General features: G+C 74.5%; 13 protein-coding genes and 1 tRNA gene. 7 read left to right on the forward strand and 7 right to left on the reverse strand.

The window, feature by feature from the left end; genetic code table 11:
- Positions 1–239: 239 nt before the first annotated feature.
- On the reverse strand, positions 240–1,919 hold the full coding sequence (locus tag ACWGIS_RS11645; RefSeq protein ID WP_453362204.1) for an FAD-dependent monooxygenase: 1,680 nt from the start codon (positions 1,917–1,919) through the stop codon (positions 240–242).
- Positions 1,920–2,387: 468 nt separating this feature from the next.
- Between ACWGIS_RS11645 and fusA the strand changes: the two genes are divergently transcribed.
- Complete coding sequence (fusA, locus tag ACWGIS_RS11650) at positions 2,388–4,475, forward strand: elongation factor G (RefSeq protein ID WP_453362205.1); 2,088 nt, start codon at positions 2,388–2,390, stop codon at positions 4,473–4,475.
- Positions 4,476–4,535: 60 nt separating this feature from the next.
- Here fusA and ACWGIS_RS11655 read toward each other — a convergent pair whose 3' ends face one another.
- Positions 4,536–5,072 carry a hypothetical protein gene (locus ACWGIS_RS11655; protein ID WP_453362206.1) on the reverse strand — a complete coding sequence of 179 codons (537 nt, stop codon included), beginning with the start codon at positions 5,070–5,072 and terminating at the stop codon, positions 4,536–4,538.
- Between the two features lie 143 nt (positions 5,073–5,215).
- Here ACWGIS_RS11655 and ACWGIS_RS11660 point away from each other — a divergent pair, with 143 nt between their 5' ends.
- Positions 5,216–5,581, forward strand: a complete 366-nt coding sequence (locus ACWGIS_RS11660; protein WP_453362207.1) for a hypothetical protein — start codon at positions 5,216–5,218, stop codon at positions 5,579–5,581.
- 321 nt (positions 5,582–5,902) lie between these two features.
- Here the strand turns inward: ACWGIS_RS11660 and ACWGIS_RS11665 are convergent, their stop codons facing one another.
- Both ACWGIS_RS11665 and ACWGIS_RS11670 read right to left on the reverse strand, forming a co-directional pair.
- Positions 5,903–6,553 (reverse strand): endonuclease, encoded by a 651-nt coding sequence (locus tag ACWGIS_RS11665; protein WP_453362208.1) that lies wholly within the window; start codon positions 6,551–6,553, stop codon positions 5,903–5,905.
- A 7-nt stretch (positions 6,554–6,560) separates the two neighbouring features.
- Positions 6,561–6,899, reverse strand: a complete 339-nt coding sequence (locus ACWGIS_RS11670; protein ID WP_453362209.1) for a DUF3140 domain-containing protein — start codon at positions 6,897–6,899, stop codon at positions 6,561–6,563.
- Between the two features lie 273 nt (positions 6,900–7,172).
- Between ACWGIS_RS11670 and ACWGIS_RS11675 the strand changes: the two genes are divergently transcribed.
- The 4 genes from ACWGIS_RS11675 to ACWGIS_RS11690 all read left to right on the forward strand — a co-directional run bounded on the left by ACWGIS_RS11675 (position 7,173) and on the right by ACWGIS_RS11690 (position 12,203).
- Entirely contained in the window at positions 7,173–8,360 is a 1,188-nt protein-coding gene (locus tag ACWGIS_RS11675; RefSeq protein ID WP_453362210.1) for a thiolase family protein, read from the forward strand.
- Between the two features lie 66 nt (positions 8,361–8,426).
- Entirely contained in the window at positions 8,427–9,935 is a 1,509-nt protein-coding gene (locus ACWGIS_RS11680; protein ID WP_453362211.1) for a long-chain-fatty-acid--CoA ligase, read from the forward strand.
- 691 nt (positions 9,936–10,626) lie between these two features.
- Positions 10,627–11,400 (forward strand): sulfite exporter TauE/SafE family protein, encoded by a 774-nt coding sequence (locus ACWGIS_RS11685; RefSeq protein WP_453362212.1) that lies wholly within the window; start codon positions 10,627–10,629, stop codon positions 11,398–11,400.
- A 59-nt stretch (positions 11,401–11,459) separates the two neighbouring features.
- The gene (locus ACWGIS_RS11690; RefSeq protein ID WP_453362213.1) at positions 11,460–12,203 is read left to right on the forward strand and encodes a cobalt-precorrin-6A reductase; all 744 of its coding nucleotides are present in this window, start codon (positions 11,460–11,462) and stop codon (positions 12,201–12,203) included.
- Positions 12,204–12,224: 21 nt separating this feature from the next.
- On the opposite strand, the gene ACWGIS_RS11695 is transcribed toward ACWGIS_RS11690, so the two are convergent.
- The 3 genes from ACWGIS_RS11695 to ACWGIS_RS11705 form a co-directional block, all read right to left on the reverse strand.
- A complete protein-coding gene (locus ACWGIS_RS11695; RefSeq protein WP_453362214.1) occupies positions 12,225–14,333 on the reverse strand; it encodes an MDR family MFS transporter in 2,109 nt (702 codons plus the stop codon).
- A gap of 58 nt (positions 14,334–14,391) precedes the next feature.
- Complete coding sequence (cobF, locus tag ACWGIS_RS11700) at positions 14,392–15,162, reverse strand: precorrin-6A synthase (deacetylating) (RefSeq protein WP_453362215.1); 771 nt, start codon at positions 15,160–15,162, stop codon at positions 14,392–14,394.
- Between the two features lie 111 nt (positions 15,163–15,273).
- A complete protein-coding gene (locus tag ACWGIS_RS11705; protein WP_453362216.1) occupies positions 15,274–15,801 on the reverse strand; it encodes a DUF309 domain-containing protein in 528 nt (175 codons plus the stop codon).
- A gap of 115 nt (positions 15,802–15,916) precedes the next feature.
- Here ACWGIS_RS11705 and ACWGIS_RS11710 point away from each other — a divergent pair.
- Positions 15,917–15,990, forward strand: a tRNA-Pro gene (locus ACWGIS_RS11710).
- Positions 15,991–16,018 lie beyond the last annotated feature (28 nt).

The raw sequence follows: 16,018 nt of genomic DNA on the forward strand, positions 1-16,018 counted from the left end.
CCACGGCACCTACCAAGGCGCGCCCACCGTATGGGCGTTCGTCGTCGCGATCCTGCTCGTCCTGATCGTGGGGTGGTACATCCGGCGCCGGCCGTAGGCAGCGCGTGTCGCGGGAGCACTTCGGCGTTCACCCGGAGGGCGGCGGGCGGGATGCCCGCAACCTGCCCCCTTGCGCGCCGACTTCGGCGGCGGGGCGACGGGTCCCGGGCGCTGCGGAGACCCCTGCGCGCCGGAGATCCCTACGCGCCGAACACCCGCGTGAGGCACGCGGCGAGCGCCCGCGGCTCCGGCGGATGCAGCCGCGCCGCCAGGTAGCCGTCGGGCCGTACGAGGAAGGCGGTCGGGGCCTGCGCCGCGAAGCCGCGCGTGAACTCACCTCGCGAGTCAAGGTACTTGGGGAGCGGTCCCGTGTCGGCCGCCGCGTCGGCCGACCGGACGACGGCGACGGTCACCACGCGTCCACCCGCCGACTCTGCTGCGGCGCGCGCCAGTTCCTCGAAGCCCTCGTCGGCGGCCCCCGTCCCGTACAGCAGGAGTACGTGGTCGCGTTCCCGGAGCACGTCGTACAGCCGCAGCGCACCGGTCGCGATCGGCCCGGCGAGGCCGCCGCAGTCCGGGACCCGGTCACCGGGCCGCGGGCCCGCCCCGGCCGCCGCCGCGTCCGGCGCGTCCACGACCGGGCTGCCCCGGTAACCGACGAGGAGCTGTGCCTCGCGCAGCATCAGCGTCGCCGGGTCCTCCGGGTCGGCCTGGACGCCCTCGGCGGCGTGGCGCACGGTACGCCCGACGACCTCCTCGCCCACCGGGCGCCGCTCGGCGTCGTAGCTGGCGAGCAGGGCCGGATGCGCCGCCCCCTCGACCGCGAGGGCGAGCTTCCAGGCCAGGTTGAACGCGTCCTGGATGCCGGTGTTCATGCCCTGCGCGCCGGTCGGCGGATGGATGTGCGCGGCGTCCCCGGCGACGAAGACCCGCCCCTCGCCGTACCGGTCCACGATCCGGTGGCTGATGCGGAACACCGAGGACCAGCGGAGGGCCGACGCCGTCACGGGCTGCGGCGACAGACGGTCGAGCACTTTCTGGATGTCCGCGAGCCCCGGCGCCGTGCCGCCTTCGAGCCCGTGCGCCACCGCGTCCCCGCCCGTCCCGCCGTCCGGGATCCGTCCGGCCGTGGAGAGCGCGGGCGGCACCATCGTGGACATGCGGTAGCGGCCGTGTCCCGGCAGCGGGATGCACACCAGGATGTCGTCGACGGCGCCGTCCGCCCCCCGGTGCATGGCGCGCACGCCGTAGCCCGGGGGCAGGTCCCAGTCGACCTCGACGTCGGCCAGCATGTACTCCTCCGGGAAGGCTCCGCCCTCGAAGCCGAGACCGAGCCCCTTGCGCACGACGCTGTGCGCGCCGTCGCAGCCGACCAGGTACCGGCACCTGACCTCCTCCTCGCGGCGCACGGGGGCCGCCTCACCGCCCGGCGCGGACGTGCTGACGAGCCGGGCGGTCACCCCGTCCTCGTCCTGGCGGAACCCCACGAGCTCCGTACCGCGCTCGACCGGCGTGCCGAAGCGCGCCAGGAACCCTTCGAGGATGCGCTCGGTCTCGTACTGCGGCAGCGCGGCGAACCCGTACGGCACCTCGGGGGGCAGGACGAGGTCGAACGCGCCCTGCTCGGCGCCGTTGACGTACACCAGCTGTCCGCGCATGGGGACGGCCGCCTCCAGGGCCTCCCGCACGAGGCCCATCCGGTCCCAGACCTCCAGCGTGCGCGGCTGGACGCCCACGGCCTTGGCGTACGGCAGCCGGGCCGGGAGCCGGTCCACGACACGGACCCGGACACCGCGACGGCGCAGTTCCCCGGCCGCCGTGAGCCCGACCGGACCCGCTCCGACGACCAGGACGTCGGTGGTGTGGCCGATGAGCGGCATGGACGCCTCCTGACACGGAGCCCGAGCGGTTGCCCCTGCCCCTCCCTGTCCATGGTGGGCCGCGGGGCGCCGTGCTGCATCCGGGGTCCGCGCACGGAAAACCGCGTGCCCCGCGCCCGTCCGGCTCCCTACACTCGCCACACACCGTGCGCGTCCGGCCGTCGCCGCGCACACCGTCACGAAGAGGGGAGCCCGGCCGTGCGTTGCCACACGACCACCGCCGTTCCCCGGTCGCGCTACGACGTGATCCTCGTGTCCTCGTCCGGCCGGTGCCCGCTGCGCGGCCGGCACCGGACGCCCGTGACGAACGCCTGACGACCGCCAGTCTGACGGTAAGTCAAGGCTCTTTGCCCGCCCGCTAGTTGGTGCCCCTGTGCTGTTCCGGGGCCCGACGCGGGCCGCTCGTGGACGACTTCGTCCGGGAATCGCGCCGCCCTTTTTCCAGCATCGCTCCGAAAGGCACGGGCCGTGCGTACCGACCTGCACCGTCACCCCACCAACCCGCTGACCGCCGTCCGCAACCTGGGCATCCTCGCCCACGTCGACGCCGGGAAGACCACCGTCACCGAGCGGATCCTCTACCTCACCGGCGCCACGCACAAACGCGGCGAGGTCCACGACGGCACGACCGTCACGGACTTCGACTCCCAGGAACGCGACCGGGGCATCACCATCTTCGCCGCGGCCGTGAGCTGCGACTGGGACGGTCACCGCGTCAACCTGATCGACACCCCGGGCCACGTCGACTTCGCCGACGAGGTGGCGCGTTCGCTGCGGGTGCTCGACGGCGCGGTCGCCGTGTTCGACGCCGTCGCGGGCGTCGAGCCGCAGAGCGAGGCGGTGTGGCGGCAGGCCGACCGGTACGGCGTCCCCCGCATCGCCTTCGTCAACAAGCTGGACCGCGTGGGCGCCGACCTCGACGCGGCGGTCGAGTCGATCCGCGAGCGGCTCCATCCCGCGCCGCTCGCCGTCCAGTTGCCGATCGGCGCGGAGGGCGCCTTCACCGGTGTCGTGGACCTGCTGCGCATGCGGTCCCTGGTCTGGGCCGACGGCGAGGACACGGCGACGGAGGGGCCCGTACCCGAGGAACTGCGCGACGAGGCGCGGCGGCGGCGCAGGCTGCTGGAGGAGGCGGTGGCGGAACTGCATCCGCTCGCGCTGGAGGAGTTCTGCGCGACGTCGGCCCTGTCCGCCGGCACGCTGGCGTCCGCGCTGCGCGACCTGACCCGCAGCGGTGAGGGCGTGGTCGTGCTGTGCGGCTCGGCCTACCGCAACCGCGGGATCGAGCCGCTGCTGGACGCCGTGGTGGCCTATCTGCCCTCGCCGCTGGACGTGCCCGCGGCGCGGGGCACCTGGGAGGGCACGGAGCAGGAGCGGACCGCCGATCCGGCGGCACCGCTCGCGGCGCTGGCGTTCAAGGTCAACGCGACCGACATGGGCCGCCTGACCTTCCTGCGCCTGTACTCGGGAACGATCCGGAAGGGAGAGACGGTGTGGAACGCGAGTACGCGGCAGAGCGAACGCGTCGGCCGGGTCCTGCGCGTGCAGGCCGACCGGCACGCCCCGCTGGACCGGGCGGTGGCGGGTGACATCGTCGCCGTGATCGGCCTGAGGACGACCCGCGCCGGATCGACCCTGTGCGCGGCCGGGGCGCCCCTGGTGCTCGAACCGCCCACCGCGGCCGACCCGGTGGTCTCCGCGGCCGTCGAGGCGCGCACGGGCACGGACACGGACCGTCTGACGTCGGCTCTGGCACGCCTGGTGGAGGAGGACCCCTCGCTGGTCGTCCGCACCGACCCGGAGACCGGCCAGACGACGCTGTCGGGCATGGGCGAACTGCACCTGGAGGTGGCGGTGGAGAAGGTCCGCCGCGCCCACGGCCTGGACGTCCGTGTCGGCCGGCCGAAGGTGGCCTACCGGGAGACCGTCGTGCGCGGGGTGAGCGGACTGGTGTACCGGCACGTCAAACAGGACGGCGGCGCCGGTCAGTTCGCCCATGTCGTCCTCGACGTGGAACCGCTCGACGGCGACGACGCCGGCGTCACGGGCTTCGCGTTCCGGTCGGCCGTCGTCGGCGGACGGGTGCCGCAGGAGTACGTGCGCGCGGTGGAGGCGGGCTGCCGTGACGCGCTGGCGGAGGGGCCGCTCGCCGGTCACCCGGTGACGGGGCTGCGGGTGGTGCTCACCGACGGGGCGACGCACGTCAAGGACTCCTCGGAGCCGGCGTTCAGGACCGCGGGCCGGCTGGCGCTGCGGGAGGCCCTGCGGGCGAGCACGATGGCGCTGCTGGAACCGGTGGCCGACGTCACGGTCACCGTGCCGGGCGACGCCGTGGGCGGCGTGCTGGGCGACCTGGCCGCCCGCCGCGGCCGGGTCGGCGGCTCCACCGCACGCGGGGGAGCGGCGGTGATCACGGCCACGGTGCCGCTGGCCGAGCTGTTCGGCTACGCGACGCGGCTGCGCAGCCGTACCCAGGGCCGGGGTGTCTTCACCGCCCGGCCCGCCGGATACGCCCCGGCCCCGCTTCCGGCGCCCGGCGCGGCACCGGCCCGGTGACGCGCGGACGGTCCCGCCCCTCCACGGGCGGGACCGTCCCGCCGTGGGCGGTACGGTCCCTCAGGCCGAGCGGAACGTCGTCCTGCTCTGCTGGACGCGCAGCGCCTCCAGCGTGCCCAGCTGGCGGGTCGCGCGCTCCAGGAGTTCGTCGAACCGCCGCGGCTCCAGGCGCTCGTCGCTCTCCGCGAGCAGGCGCAGCAGCCGCCACGCCGACGCCTTGGCCTCCACCCCGAGCCGCAGCGCCTCCAGTTCCAGCACGGAACTGAGCGGGGAACGCCGTACGAGGTGGCCGTTGGCCTTGAGGCGGCCCAGCCGTTCGCCGAGCCGGCCCGCCAGGACCTTGTACCGCCGGACGGGCACGCCGAGCCGCCGCATGACGTCGAGCAGGGCCGCCCGGTCCTCGGCGATCTCCGCGGCGACCGGTTCCACGGCGGCGCCGAGCACCGAGCCGTGCAGGGACCCTGTCATGTACCGGGCGCGCTCGGCGCCCGCGGTGGCGGCGCTCAGGTGGTCGTTGAGGTAGATGCCGAGCAGCTCGGTGCGGGTGGTCCGGCCGCGGCTGCGGACGGCGGGCGGGGGAGGAGTGTGGGTGGTCATGCGCGACGAGTACCCGGGTCGCGCGGTACGACCCGGCGGTCCGCCGTTCCCGTGTCGCGCCCCCGACACTCCGGGGGCAGGCTGGAGGAAAGGCGGTGTTTTCCCAGGTCCGGCCACGGGCCCGGGCCGGCGGAGGAGGAGCCATGACGGCCACGACACGCAGCGAGACGCCCGTCGCGATCGAGGGCGGGGGAGTGGAACTGCGCACGCGGGAGATGGGCGGCGAGATGTCGGTGGCGTACGCGCGGTTCCCGAAGGGCACGGACATGGGGCCCGCGCTCAAGGGCCTTCCCGGCGATCTGTGCCAGTGCCCGCACTGGGGTGTCCTGCTCAAGGGACGGCTGAGAATGCGCACCGAGGACGGCGAGGAGACGTACGAGGCGGGACAGGCGTTCTACTGGGCGCCCGGCCACGCCCCGGAGGCCCTGGAGGACTGCGAGTACGTCGACTTCTCGCCCACCAAGGAGTTCCACGAGGTCATCCACCACATCACCGCACAGCAGGGCTGACCGCGCGGCCCGCGCCCGCCGTCCGGCACGCGCGGATCGCCCGCCGCCGTACGACCGCGGGTCCCTGCCGCCCTGGTGTACGGAGCCTGCGCGCCGGCCGGCGGCGGCCGGCGGGACGCGGTGAACCTGATGGCCGGCCGGCGCGACGCGGTGAGGGCCCCTGGCTTCGCGGCGACGTCGGCCGCCCTGGCGGTGATTCGCGGCGGTGACGCGGCTCCCCGGCCGCGCCCGCCCCGCGTGATCGCCCCACGACCATTGACGCAGGTCGCCCGTCATCGAAGGGCGTCCGCGAAGGGCGTCCGTGACGTCCTCGGCCGTCCGTCACCCGACGGCTTCCAGGACGTCCTCGGCCACCCGCCGGTCCAGGGCCGCGCGCACCAACGCGGCGGCCAGGACGGCCGGTTCGGTGTCCCCGGCGAGTTCGGCCAGGCGGCCGGCGTCCTCCGGCAGGCCGAGCCGCCGCGCGCCGGACAGTGCCTTGCCGTCGATGAAGGGCGCCGTCCCGGGCCAGACGCGCTGCACCTCGCGAAGGAAGATGTCCGCGCCAGCGGGCCCGATTCCGGGCAACTCCCTCAGGAGCCTGCGCAGTTCCGGGAGGTCGCCGTCGGCCTCGTCCCGCATGCGCCGTAGATCACCGTGCCAACGGTCCGTCAGCAGGCGCGCGCCGTCGGCCAGTTGCGTCGCCGTGCGCTCGTCGTAACGCCGGTAGCCGCCGGCCCCGAGGGCGTCGATCCGCCGCTGCCGGGGCGCCTCGGCCATGGAGCGGGGGTCGCGCAGACCGAAGTCGTACAGGGCGCGGGCGGTCGCGACGGCGACGGAGGCGCGGATGCGCGCGCTCAGAAGCGAGGCCAGGACGAGGGTGCGGTACAGCGGCTGCGGGGTGTCGCGCAGCGCGATGCCCGCCTCCTCGGCGTACGTGCGGCCGTGGGAGGCGACGAGCGCCTCGGTCACGCGTCGCTGCCTGTCGCTCACGCTCACCTCACTGCGGCGGCCTGAGGGCGTCGTGCCCGAGGGTCATCAGCCGGTGGCGCCGCCGCTCGTCGTCGGCGAGGGGCTCCTTCTCCGCGTCGGTCTCGGCGGTGACGGTGTCCACGACCTCGTACATGACACGGACGTCGTCGTCCGTCAGGTCCGTGCGCCGCTTCTGGAGGATGGCGAGCACATGCTGACCGGTGGGTGTGCCCGCGTGCTCCGGGAGCGGTTCGGCGTTCTCGTCGGCGTCGCGGACCCGCAGCCACGCGGCGAGCTCCTGCGAGGTCATGTTCACCACGCGGTGGAACTCCTCCCACAGGGCGTCGAGTTCGAGGGCGTCGGTCATCGTGCGCTCCTTCCGGGCGTGCCGTCGTCCCCGTGCGCGCGGGTCCGGTCGCCGCGCTGCCGGTCCTCCGGCCGGGAACATCCGGTACTGCTTCCCGCGCGGGTGCCCAGGACGGATGGGCGGAAACAGGGCCTGATCCATCCGGTCCGGTACGGTCGGGGCCGGTTCCCGGGAGGTCTTCCCAGGTGCCGGGGCGGCGGTCTATAGTCAAAAACTAGCAGTGCTAATTAATGTGGTCCTCGTCATAGTCCGGTGTCCCCCAGGAGTCCTGTCGTGCGTCCCGTCCACTTCGCGGCCGCCCGCCGCACCCCCATCGGCAAGCTGCGCGGAGCCCTCTCCTCCGTCAGGCCCGACGATCTCGCGGCGGCCGTCCTGCGCGCCCTCGTCGCCGACGCGCCCGCCCTCGACCCGGCCCGGATCGACGACGTCTATTGGGGCGCGGCCAACCAGGCGGGCGAGGACAACCGCAACGTCGCCCGCATGGCCGCCCTGCTGGCCGGGCTGCCCGAGACCGTGCCCGGCGCCACCGTCAACCGGCTGTGCGCCTCCGGACTGGAGGCCGTCACCACGGCGGCCCGCACGATCGCCGCGGGCGAGGCGGACGTCGTGCTCGCCGGCGGCTCCGAGTCCATGAGCCGCGCCCCCTTCGTGCTGCCCCGCCCCGACGAGGCCCTGCCGCACCGCATCGAGACCGTCGACACCAGGCTCGGCTGGCGCCTGGTCAACCCGGCGATGAAGGACCTGCACGGCGTGCTCTCCATGGGCGAGACCGCCGAGGAGGTCGCCGAGCGGTACGGCGTCCCGCGCGAGCGCCAGGACGAGTTCGCGCTCCGCAGCCACCAGCGCGCCGCCGACGCCCGCAAGAACGGGTGGTTCGACGCCGAGCTGCTGCCCGTCACCCGGCCCGACGGCGTCGTGGTCGACGCCGACGAGTGCGTCCGCGAGGACACCTCGTACGAGAAGCTGTCCCGGCTCAAGCCCGTGTTCCGCCCCGGCGGCACGGTCACCGCGGGCAACGCCTCGCCGATGAACGACGGCGCCGCGGGACTCCTCCTGGTCAGCGAGGACGCGCTGGACGAACTGGGCCTGGAGTCCCTCGGCCGGTACGTCGCCGGCGCCTCCGCGGGCGTCCACCCCGACGTCATGGGCATCGGGCCGGTGCCCGCCACCGAGAAGGCGCTCGGACGCGTCGGCTGGACGGTCGGCGACATCGAGGAGGCCGAGTTCAACGAGGCGTTCGCCGCCCAGGCGCTGGCCTGCGTCGACCGGCTCGGCATCGACCCGGAGCTGGTCAACCCGACGGGCGGCGCCATCGCGCTCGGCCATCCCCTGGGCTGCTCGGGCGCCCGCATCCTCACCACCCTGCTGCACCGCATGCGGCGCTCCGGCGCGGCGCGCGGCCTCGCCACGATGTGCGTCGGCGTCGGGCAGGGCAGCGCGGTGCTCGTCGAGCGCGCCTGAGCGACCGCACCCGCACGCAACGACCTGGTCCAGAGCCGCACCAGCACGGAAACGGAGTACTCCTCCATGGCAACCCTGTCCCTCGCCGCGATCCTCGCCGAGAACGCCCGCCGCCGCCCCGACCGGACGGCGCTCGTCGAAGGCGACCTGCGTCTCACCTTCGCCGAGGTGTGGCGGCGCGCTCTCGCCCAGGCCGGCGCCCTCGCCGGGCTCGGCGTACGGCCGGGGGACCGGGTGGCGCTGATGGCACCCAACACCGCCGAGTTCCCGCAGGCGTACTACGCCATCGCGGCGGCCGGCGGTGTGGTCGTCCCCGTCCACCTGCTGCTGTCCGCCGACGAGGTCGGGCACGTCCTGAAGGACAGCGGCGCGACCCTGCTGCTGTGCCACCCGGCGCAGGCGGAGACCGGCGCGGCGGCGGCCCGCGCCACGGACGTGCCGATGGTGACCCTCGGCGACGAGTTCGAGGGGCTCGCCGCGCGGGCCGAGCCGCTGCCGTCGTACGTCACCCGCCAGGCCGACGACCCGGCCGTGGTCTTCTACACCAGCGGCACCACCGGCGTCCCCAAGGGCGCCGTGCTCAGCCACTTCAACCTGGTGATGAACGCGACCGTCAACGCCTTCGACGCCAACGACATCCGGCCGGACGACATCGCCCTCGGCGCCCTCCCGCTGTTCCACGCCTTCGGCCAGACCGTCTCCATGAACTCCACGTGGCGGGCGGGCGCGACCCTCGTCCTGCTGCCCCGCTTCGACGCGGCGCGCGCCGTCGAGCTGATGGTGAAGGAGGGCGTCAACACCTTCCACGGCGTGCCCACCATGTTCGTCGCGCTGGCCGCCGTCGCGGGCTCCCTGGACGCGCTCCCCGACCTGCGGGTGTGCGTCTCCGGCGGCGCCTCGCTGCCCGTCGCCGTCCTGGAACGCTTCGAGGCGGCCTTTGGCGCGACGATCTACGAGGGGTACGGACTGTCCGAGACCTCGCCGACCGCGACCGTGAACCAGCCCCTGTTCGGCACCCGGGCCGGCACCATCGGGCACCCCCTGTGGGGCGTGGACGTGGAGATCGCGCGCGCCGACGTCGAGGGGCGCGTCGAACTGCTCCCGCCGGGAGAGCTCGGCGAGGTCGTCATCCGCGGGCACAACGTCTTCTCCGGGTACCTGAACCGGCCCGAGGCCACCGCGGAGGCCGTGGTCGACGGCTGGTTCCGCACCGGCGACCTCGGTACGAAGGACGACGACGGGTTCCTGCGGATCGTCGACCGCAAGAAGGACGTCGTCATCCGCGGCGGCTTCAACGTCTACCCGCGGGAGGTCGAGGAGGTCCTGATGCGCCACCCCGGGGTCGCCCAGGTCGCGGTGATCGGCCTGCCCGACGAACTGCACGGCGAGGAGGTCTGCGCGGTCGTCGTCCCCGAGCCGGGAGCCGCACCGGACGCCGCCGGCATCACCGAGTGGTCCAAGGAGCACCTCGGCCGGCACAAGTACCCGCGCCGGGTGGAGTTCGCCGACGAACTCCCGCTGGGCCCGAGCATGAAGGTTTTGAAGCGGGAGCTGCGAGCGCGCTACGCGGGCTGACCCCGACGGCACGCCGCCCCCGCCCCGGCGGGCGCGCTGCCGCCGGGCCCGACGCGGGGCGGTCTGACCGACAGCCCCGGTGAGGCGCCGTCCGACGCCCAGCCGGGCCCGCGTGCGGCGGAGGGTCACTTGACGAAGGACCGTCCGCCGGGGCTCCGGCGCGGCGAGTTCCCACCGGTCCCCGGCGCGGGGGCCGCCGCCGGACGCCTGTGCGGGGACGTTCGCCGGCCCCGACGCGGGGACCTCCGCCGACCCCGGCGCGGAGCCGCCCCCGGACCCGCCTGGGTACGAGGGCATTCGCCGGGTCCCGGTGCCAGAGCGTCCGCCGGCTCCGCCCGGACACGGCAGGCGTCCGCCGGGTCCACGGGCGCGGGGACCGTCCGTCGGCCCAACCCGCGCGAGGGAACCGTCTGCCAGGCAGCCCCGGCGAGGAGCCGTCCGTCGGGCAGCCCCGGCGAGGAACCGTCCGCCAGGCAGCCGACGGCGAGGAGCCGTCCGTCGGGCCGCCCCAGGAGAGGAGCCGTCCGTCGGGCAGCCCCGGCGCGGGAAGCGCCCGCCGGTGCCTCGGGCGCCGGGTCCGCCGGGCGGCCCCGGCGAGGACTCCGCAGGTCGGACACCGCCCCCGGCGCGGGCGGTGTCCGACGGGCCGCCCCCGTCGGGCGGGGTAGGTGGACATAGCATCGGTCTCCGCATGAACACGATGACTCTCTGGCACATATCCCCCTGGCAGTTCGCCGCCCTCGCCGCGGCGGCCCTGCTCGTCGGCTTCTCGAAGACCGCGGTGAGCGGGGCCAACACGGTCAGCCTCGCGATCTTCGCCGCCGTCCTGCCGGCCCGCGCCTCCACCGGCGTGCTCCTGCCCGTCCTGATCGTCGGCGACGTCCTCGCCGTCCTGACCTACCGGCGGCACGCCCACTGGCCCACGCTGTGGCGGCTGTTCCCCGCCGTCGCCGCGGGCGTCGTCCTCGGCACGCTGTTCCTGGTGTGGGCCGACGACGGCGTGGTCCGGACGTCCATCGGCGCGATCCTGCTGTTCATGGCGGCGGTCACCCTGTGGCGCCGCCGCGCCGCCGACCCGGAACCGGAGCCCGACTCCGTGGCCACGCGCACGGGCCGGATCAAGGCGCGTTCGTACGGTGTCCTGGGCGGCTTCACCACCATGGTCGCCAACGCGGGCGGCCCCGTGATGTCGCTGTACCTGCTCTCCGCCGGCTTCCGCAAGCTCGGTTTCCTCGGCACCTCGGCCTTCTTCTTCCTCATCGTCAACGTGTCCAAGGTGCCCTTCAGCGTCGGCCTCGGCCTGATCGACGGAAACTCGCTGCTGCTCGACGCGGCGCTCGCGGCGTTCGTGGTGCCGGGGGCCCTGCTCGGCAAGTGGGCGGTGCACCACATCAACCAGCGGCTGTTCGAACGACTCGTGATCGCCGCGACGATCGTCGGCGGCGTCCAGCTCCTGGTGCGCTGAGCCCTGCCGGACGGCACCCGGCGCGGAAGCGGACCCCCCGCCCTCGTACGCTCGTCGCCATGTCCCGGCACATCCTGGTCCTCGGCGGTACGACCGAGGCGCGCGAGCTCGCCGCCCGCCTGGCCGAGCTGCCCGGCGTGCGGGTGACGACCTCCCTCGCCGGGCGCGTGTCCCGGCCGGGCGCACTCGACGGCGAGGTCCGCGTCGGCGGGTTCGGCGGCGCGGACGGTCTCGCGGCCTGGCTGCGCGAGCACCGCGCGGACGCCGTGGCCGACGCCACGCACCCCTTCGCCGCGGGCATCACCGCGAACGCGGCGCGGGCCGCGGCGGCGACCGGCGTCCCGGCGGTGGTCCTGCGCCGCCCGGGCTGGACGCCGGGTCCCGGTGACGTCTGGCACCCGGTCGCGTCCCTGCCCGAGGCCGCCGAGGTACTGCCCCGCCTGGGCCGCCGGGTCTTCCTCACCACGGGCCGGCTGGGCCTCGCGGCGTTCGCGGAGCTGACCGCGCTGCACTTCCTCGTCCGGTCCGTCGAGCCGCCAGGGCCGCCGATGCCGCCGCGGACGCGGGTGCTGCTGGCCCGCGGCCCGTTCACCGTGGCCGGCGAGACCGCGCTGCTCCGCGAGCACCGCATCGACGTCCTGGTGACCAAGGACAGCGGGGGAGAGGCGACCTCGGCCAAGCTCACCGCCGCCCGCGAACTGGGCGTGCCGGTCGTCGTCGTACGCCGTCCGCCGCTGCCCGAGGGAGTCCTGGCGGTGACCGACGTGGCCGCCGCCCTGGACCGGCTGGGCTGCACCCCGTAGACCGGCGGGACCACGCGCGCCCTACGGAACGGGCGCCTTCTCCCCGTCCCGCGCGCCGATGGCGGCCGGGTCCCGGGGTTGCCCCGGCAGGCCGGTGGCCAGGTCCTCGGCGAGCAGCCGCTTGGCGATGGTGTCGACCGCGGCCCGCAGGTCCGCCCCCGAGGGACGGCCGTGGTCCCGCTCCACCCGCTCCGCCAGCCAGTCACCCCACGCCCGGCTGATGACGGCCGCCTCGCGCCGGCCCGCCTCGGTGTGGGAGAACAGCGAGCCGTGCCGGGTGAGATAACCCTCCTCGACCATGCGGTCGAAGACCGGCACGAGGACTTCGGGCGGCAGATGACGCCGGGCGGCGATCAGCCCCAGTCCGGCGTGGCCGACCATCCGCGTGAACAGCTCGACCTGCATCACGGCCCACGCCCCCGCGACGTCGAGGCGGGTGTCGGACTCCAGCACGACCCGGCGCGCGGTGTCCAGCTCCGTGGCGCCGATGATCTTCCCGACGGTGGTCTCCAGGAGCAGCTGGGAGTCCGCGGTGGACGGCGACGCGAAGCCCTCGCCCATGTCCGTCGAACCCCGCCGCGCGCTGTCCCGCAGCTCCACCTGCTTGAGGAACAGGGCGACGACGAACCCGAGCAGCGCGACCGGCACCGCCCACAGGAAGACGGTGTGCAGGGTGTCGGCGTACGCCTGGACGACCGGCTCGGCCACCGTCGGCGGCAGTTCGTGCAGGCCCTGCGGGCTCTGCGCGGCCCGCGCGACGACGGCCGGGTCGGCGGCCGCGGTGGTGCTCGCGGCCTCGACGCCCTGCCGCAGGTTCGGCGTGAGCGCGTTGGTGTAGACGGTGCCGAACACGGCGGTGCCGAAGGCGCTGCCGAGCGTCCGGAAGAACGTCACCCCGGAGGTCGCCGTGCCGAGGTCGGAGTACTCCACGGTGTTCTGCACGGCGATGGTCAGCACCTGCATGCTCAGGCCGATCCCGGTGCCCAGGATGAACATGTAGAGCGACGCGAGCCACGCGCCGGTGTCCGGTCCCATGAGGGAGAGCAGATACAGCCCGAGGCCCATCACCAGCGAGCCGACGATCGGGAACACCCGGTACTGCCCGGTCTTGCTGACCACGTTGCCGCTGAAGACGGACGCGATGAGCAGACCGATCACCAGGGGCAGCGTGCGCACCCCGGAAACGGTCGCCGAGTCGCCGTCGACGTACTGGAGATAGGTCGGCAGATAGGTCAGCGCGCCGAGCATCGCGAAGCCCACGATGAAGCTGAGGACGGAGCAGACCGTGAACACGGGATTGCCGAACAGCCGCATCGGCAGCATCGGTTCGGCGGCGCGCGTCTCGACCAGGCAGAACAGGCCGAGGGCGATCACCCCGCCCACGAACAGGCCGATGATGACGCCCGAGCCCCACGCGTACTGGTTGCCGCCCCAGCTCGTCGCCAGGATCAGGGCGCTCGCGCCGGCCGCGACGAGGGCGATGCCGAGATAGTCGATCACCGGGCGGAGCGCCGACTTCACGACGGGGATCGTCCTGGCCGCCGCGACCACCACGGCGACCGCGATGGGCACGTTGACGTAGAAGGCCCAGCGCCAGGACAGGTGATCGGTGAACAGCCCGCCCAGCAGCGGCCCGACGACGGTGGCCACCCCGAACACCGCACCGATGGCGCCCTGGTACTTGCCCCGCTCCCGCAGCGGGATCACGTCGGCGATCAGCGCCATCGCCGTGACCATGAGCCCGCCGGCCCCGATGCCCTGCATGCCCCGCCAGAGGATCAGCATCGTCATGTTGGGGGCCAGGCCGCACAGGAACGAGCCGGTGATGAAGACGATGGCCGACGCCTGGAAGACCACCTTGCGGCCGAAGAGGTCGCCGAACTTGCCGACCAGGACCGTCGAGACGGTCTCGGCCAGCAGATACGCGGTGACGACCCACGACATGTGCTCCGCGCCGCCCAGATCCGACACGATCGTCGGCAGGGCCGTCCCCACGATGGTCTGGTCGAGCGCCGCCAGCAGCACACCGAGCATGATCGTCACGAAGACGACGTTCCGGCGCCGCTTGTCCAGGACCGGGGGAGCCGGCTCCGGAACGGCGGGCGGCGCGGATTCCGTCGTGGTCGTCACGGTGCCACCCTCACACCGGGCCACGGCCCCTGCATGCGGGGAGGCTCCGCCCGGGTGGCTAGTCCCGGGGACGCCTGCGCAGCAGGTACGTGTCCATGATCCAGCCCTTGCGTTCCCGGGCCTCCGCGCGCAGCCGCTCGATGCGCGGGGCCGCCTCGGCGAGGGGGCCGGAGACGAGGATCTCGTCCGGGGTGCCGATGTAGGCGCCCCAGTAGATGTCGATGTCCTCGTCCGCGTACGCCCGGAACGCCTGGTGGGCGTCGAGCATCACCACGACGTCGTCGACGCCCTCGGGGAAGCCCTCCGCGAGCCGCCGCCCCGTGGTGATCTGCACCGGCCGCGCGACCCGGTTCAGTCCCGTGCGGTGCTTGGCGACGAGCGCCGAGACGCTGCTGATGCCGGGCACCACGTCGTACGTGAACGTCACCGCGCCCCGGTCGAGGATCTCCTCCAGGATGCCGAGGGTGCTGTCGTAGAGCGCGGGGTCGCCCCACACCAGGAAGGCGCCGCTCTCGTCCTCGCCCAGCTCCTCGGCGATCAGCCGCTCGTAGATCCGGGCGCGGGCGCTGCGCCAGTCCCCGACGGCCGGGGAGTAGGCCGCACCCCCGGCCGCCCGGTCGCGGTCCGGGTCGGTCGCCTCGGCCAGCCGGTACGTCCCCGGCGGCACGTGCGCGTCGAGGATGTCACGGCGCAGCCGGACGAGGTCGGACTTCACCTCGCCCTTGTCCAGGATGAAGAACACGTCCGTGCTCCTCAGTGCTCTGACCGCCTGCAGGGTCAGCTGCTCGGGATCGCCCGCCCCGATTCCGATGACATGAATCTTTCGCACGGCCCCGAGTCTGCCGCACGCCGCCGGCGCGCCCCGCACCGCGTCCGGCCCGCGGGCTCCCGCCCGTCCCGCCCCTCCCGGCGCAGGCGTCCCCGGGCCGCGCGGGACGGCCTAGCGGGGCGCCGTCCCGGTAAGCCGCGGTGCCCACCGGCCGGCGTCGACGGCCCGCCCGTCGCGCTCCACGACCCCCGCCAACTCCCGTGCCCAGGAGGCGAGATGCGCCAAGTCCAGCCCGTGCGGCCGGGTCCGGCCCATGTCGGCGGCCCACTCCTCGACGCCCCCGGCGCCCCGCCGCAGCAGCCGGGCACCGCCCGTGGTGTTCCCGCGCGCCGCGTGCGTGAGGCCCACCGCGAGCTGGGCCAGCGCGCGCCACAGCGCGCGCTCGTCGTCGGGGCCCGACTTCCAGGCGTCCTCGAAGACCTCGTGCGCGTGGAACGGCTTGCCCGCGTCCAGCAGCGCCTGCGCCTCGCCGACCGACTCCGCCGGGCCGCGCACGACCCCTTCTTCCTGCCGCTCCACGCCGTCCGCGCCGTACGGCAGCGGGCGGCCCAGCCCGTCCCGGGGCCGGGCGTTGCGCGCCCGGCCCTCCACGTCCCGGTCGCGCCCGTCGTCCGTCCGCCCCGCAGAAGTCCCGGTCATCCTCCGATTGTCCCGCCCGGGGCCGGCCGCCGCCCCCGCGCCCCCTTCGGACCAGCCGCCGACGTGCGGTAAAGTTCTGTTCGCGTCGTTCCGCGGGTCACCGCGGAGGGCACACCGGGACGTGGCGCAGCTTGGTAGCGCACTTGACTGGGGGTCAAGGGGTCGCAGGTTCAAATCCTGTCGTCCCGACGGTGTCGACCAGCGGGCCCGCCGATAC

The sequence above is a fragment of the Streptomyces sp. NPDC054842 genome (genome assembly GCF_053611025.1).

What these genes read in the sequence shown, in the direction of transcription:
- ACWGIS_RS11645 (WP_453362204.1), bottom strand. Translation starts at nt 1,919, where the DNA reads ATGCCGCTCATCGGCCACACCACCGACGTCCTGGTCGTCGGAGCGGGT.
- ACWGIS_RS11655 (WP_453362206.1), bottom strand. Translation starts at nt 5,072, where the DNA reads ATGACCACCCACACTCCTCCCCCGCCCGCCGTCCGCAGCCGCGGCCGG.
- ACWGIS_RS11660 (WP_453362207.1), top strand. Translation starts at nt 5,216, where the DNA reads ATGACGGCCACGACACGCAGCGAGACGCCCGTCGCGATCGAGGGCGGG.
- ACWGIS_RS11670 (WP_453362209.1), bottom strand. Translation starts at nt 6,899, where the DNA reads ATGACCGACGCCCTCGAACTCGACGCCCTGTGGGAGGAGTTCCACCGC.
- ACWGIS_RS11680 (WP_453362211.1), top strand. Translation starts at nt 8,427, where the DNA reads ATGGCAACCCTGTCCCTCGCCGCGATCCTCGCCGAGAACGCCCGCCGC.
- ACWGIS_RS11685 (WP_453362212.1), top strand. Translation starts at nt 10,627, where the DNA reads ATGAACACGATGACTCTCTGGCACATATCCCCCTGGCAGTTCGCCGCC.
- ACWGIS_RS11690 (WP_453362213.1), top strand. Translation starts at nt 11,460, where the DNA reads ATGTCCCGGCACATCCTGGTCCTCGGCGGTACGACCGAGGCGCGCGAG.
- ACWGIS_RS11705 (WP_453362216.1), bottom strand. Translation starts at nt 15,801, where the DNA reads ATGACCGGGACTTCTGCGGGGCGGACGGACGACGGGCGCGACCGGGAC.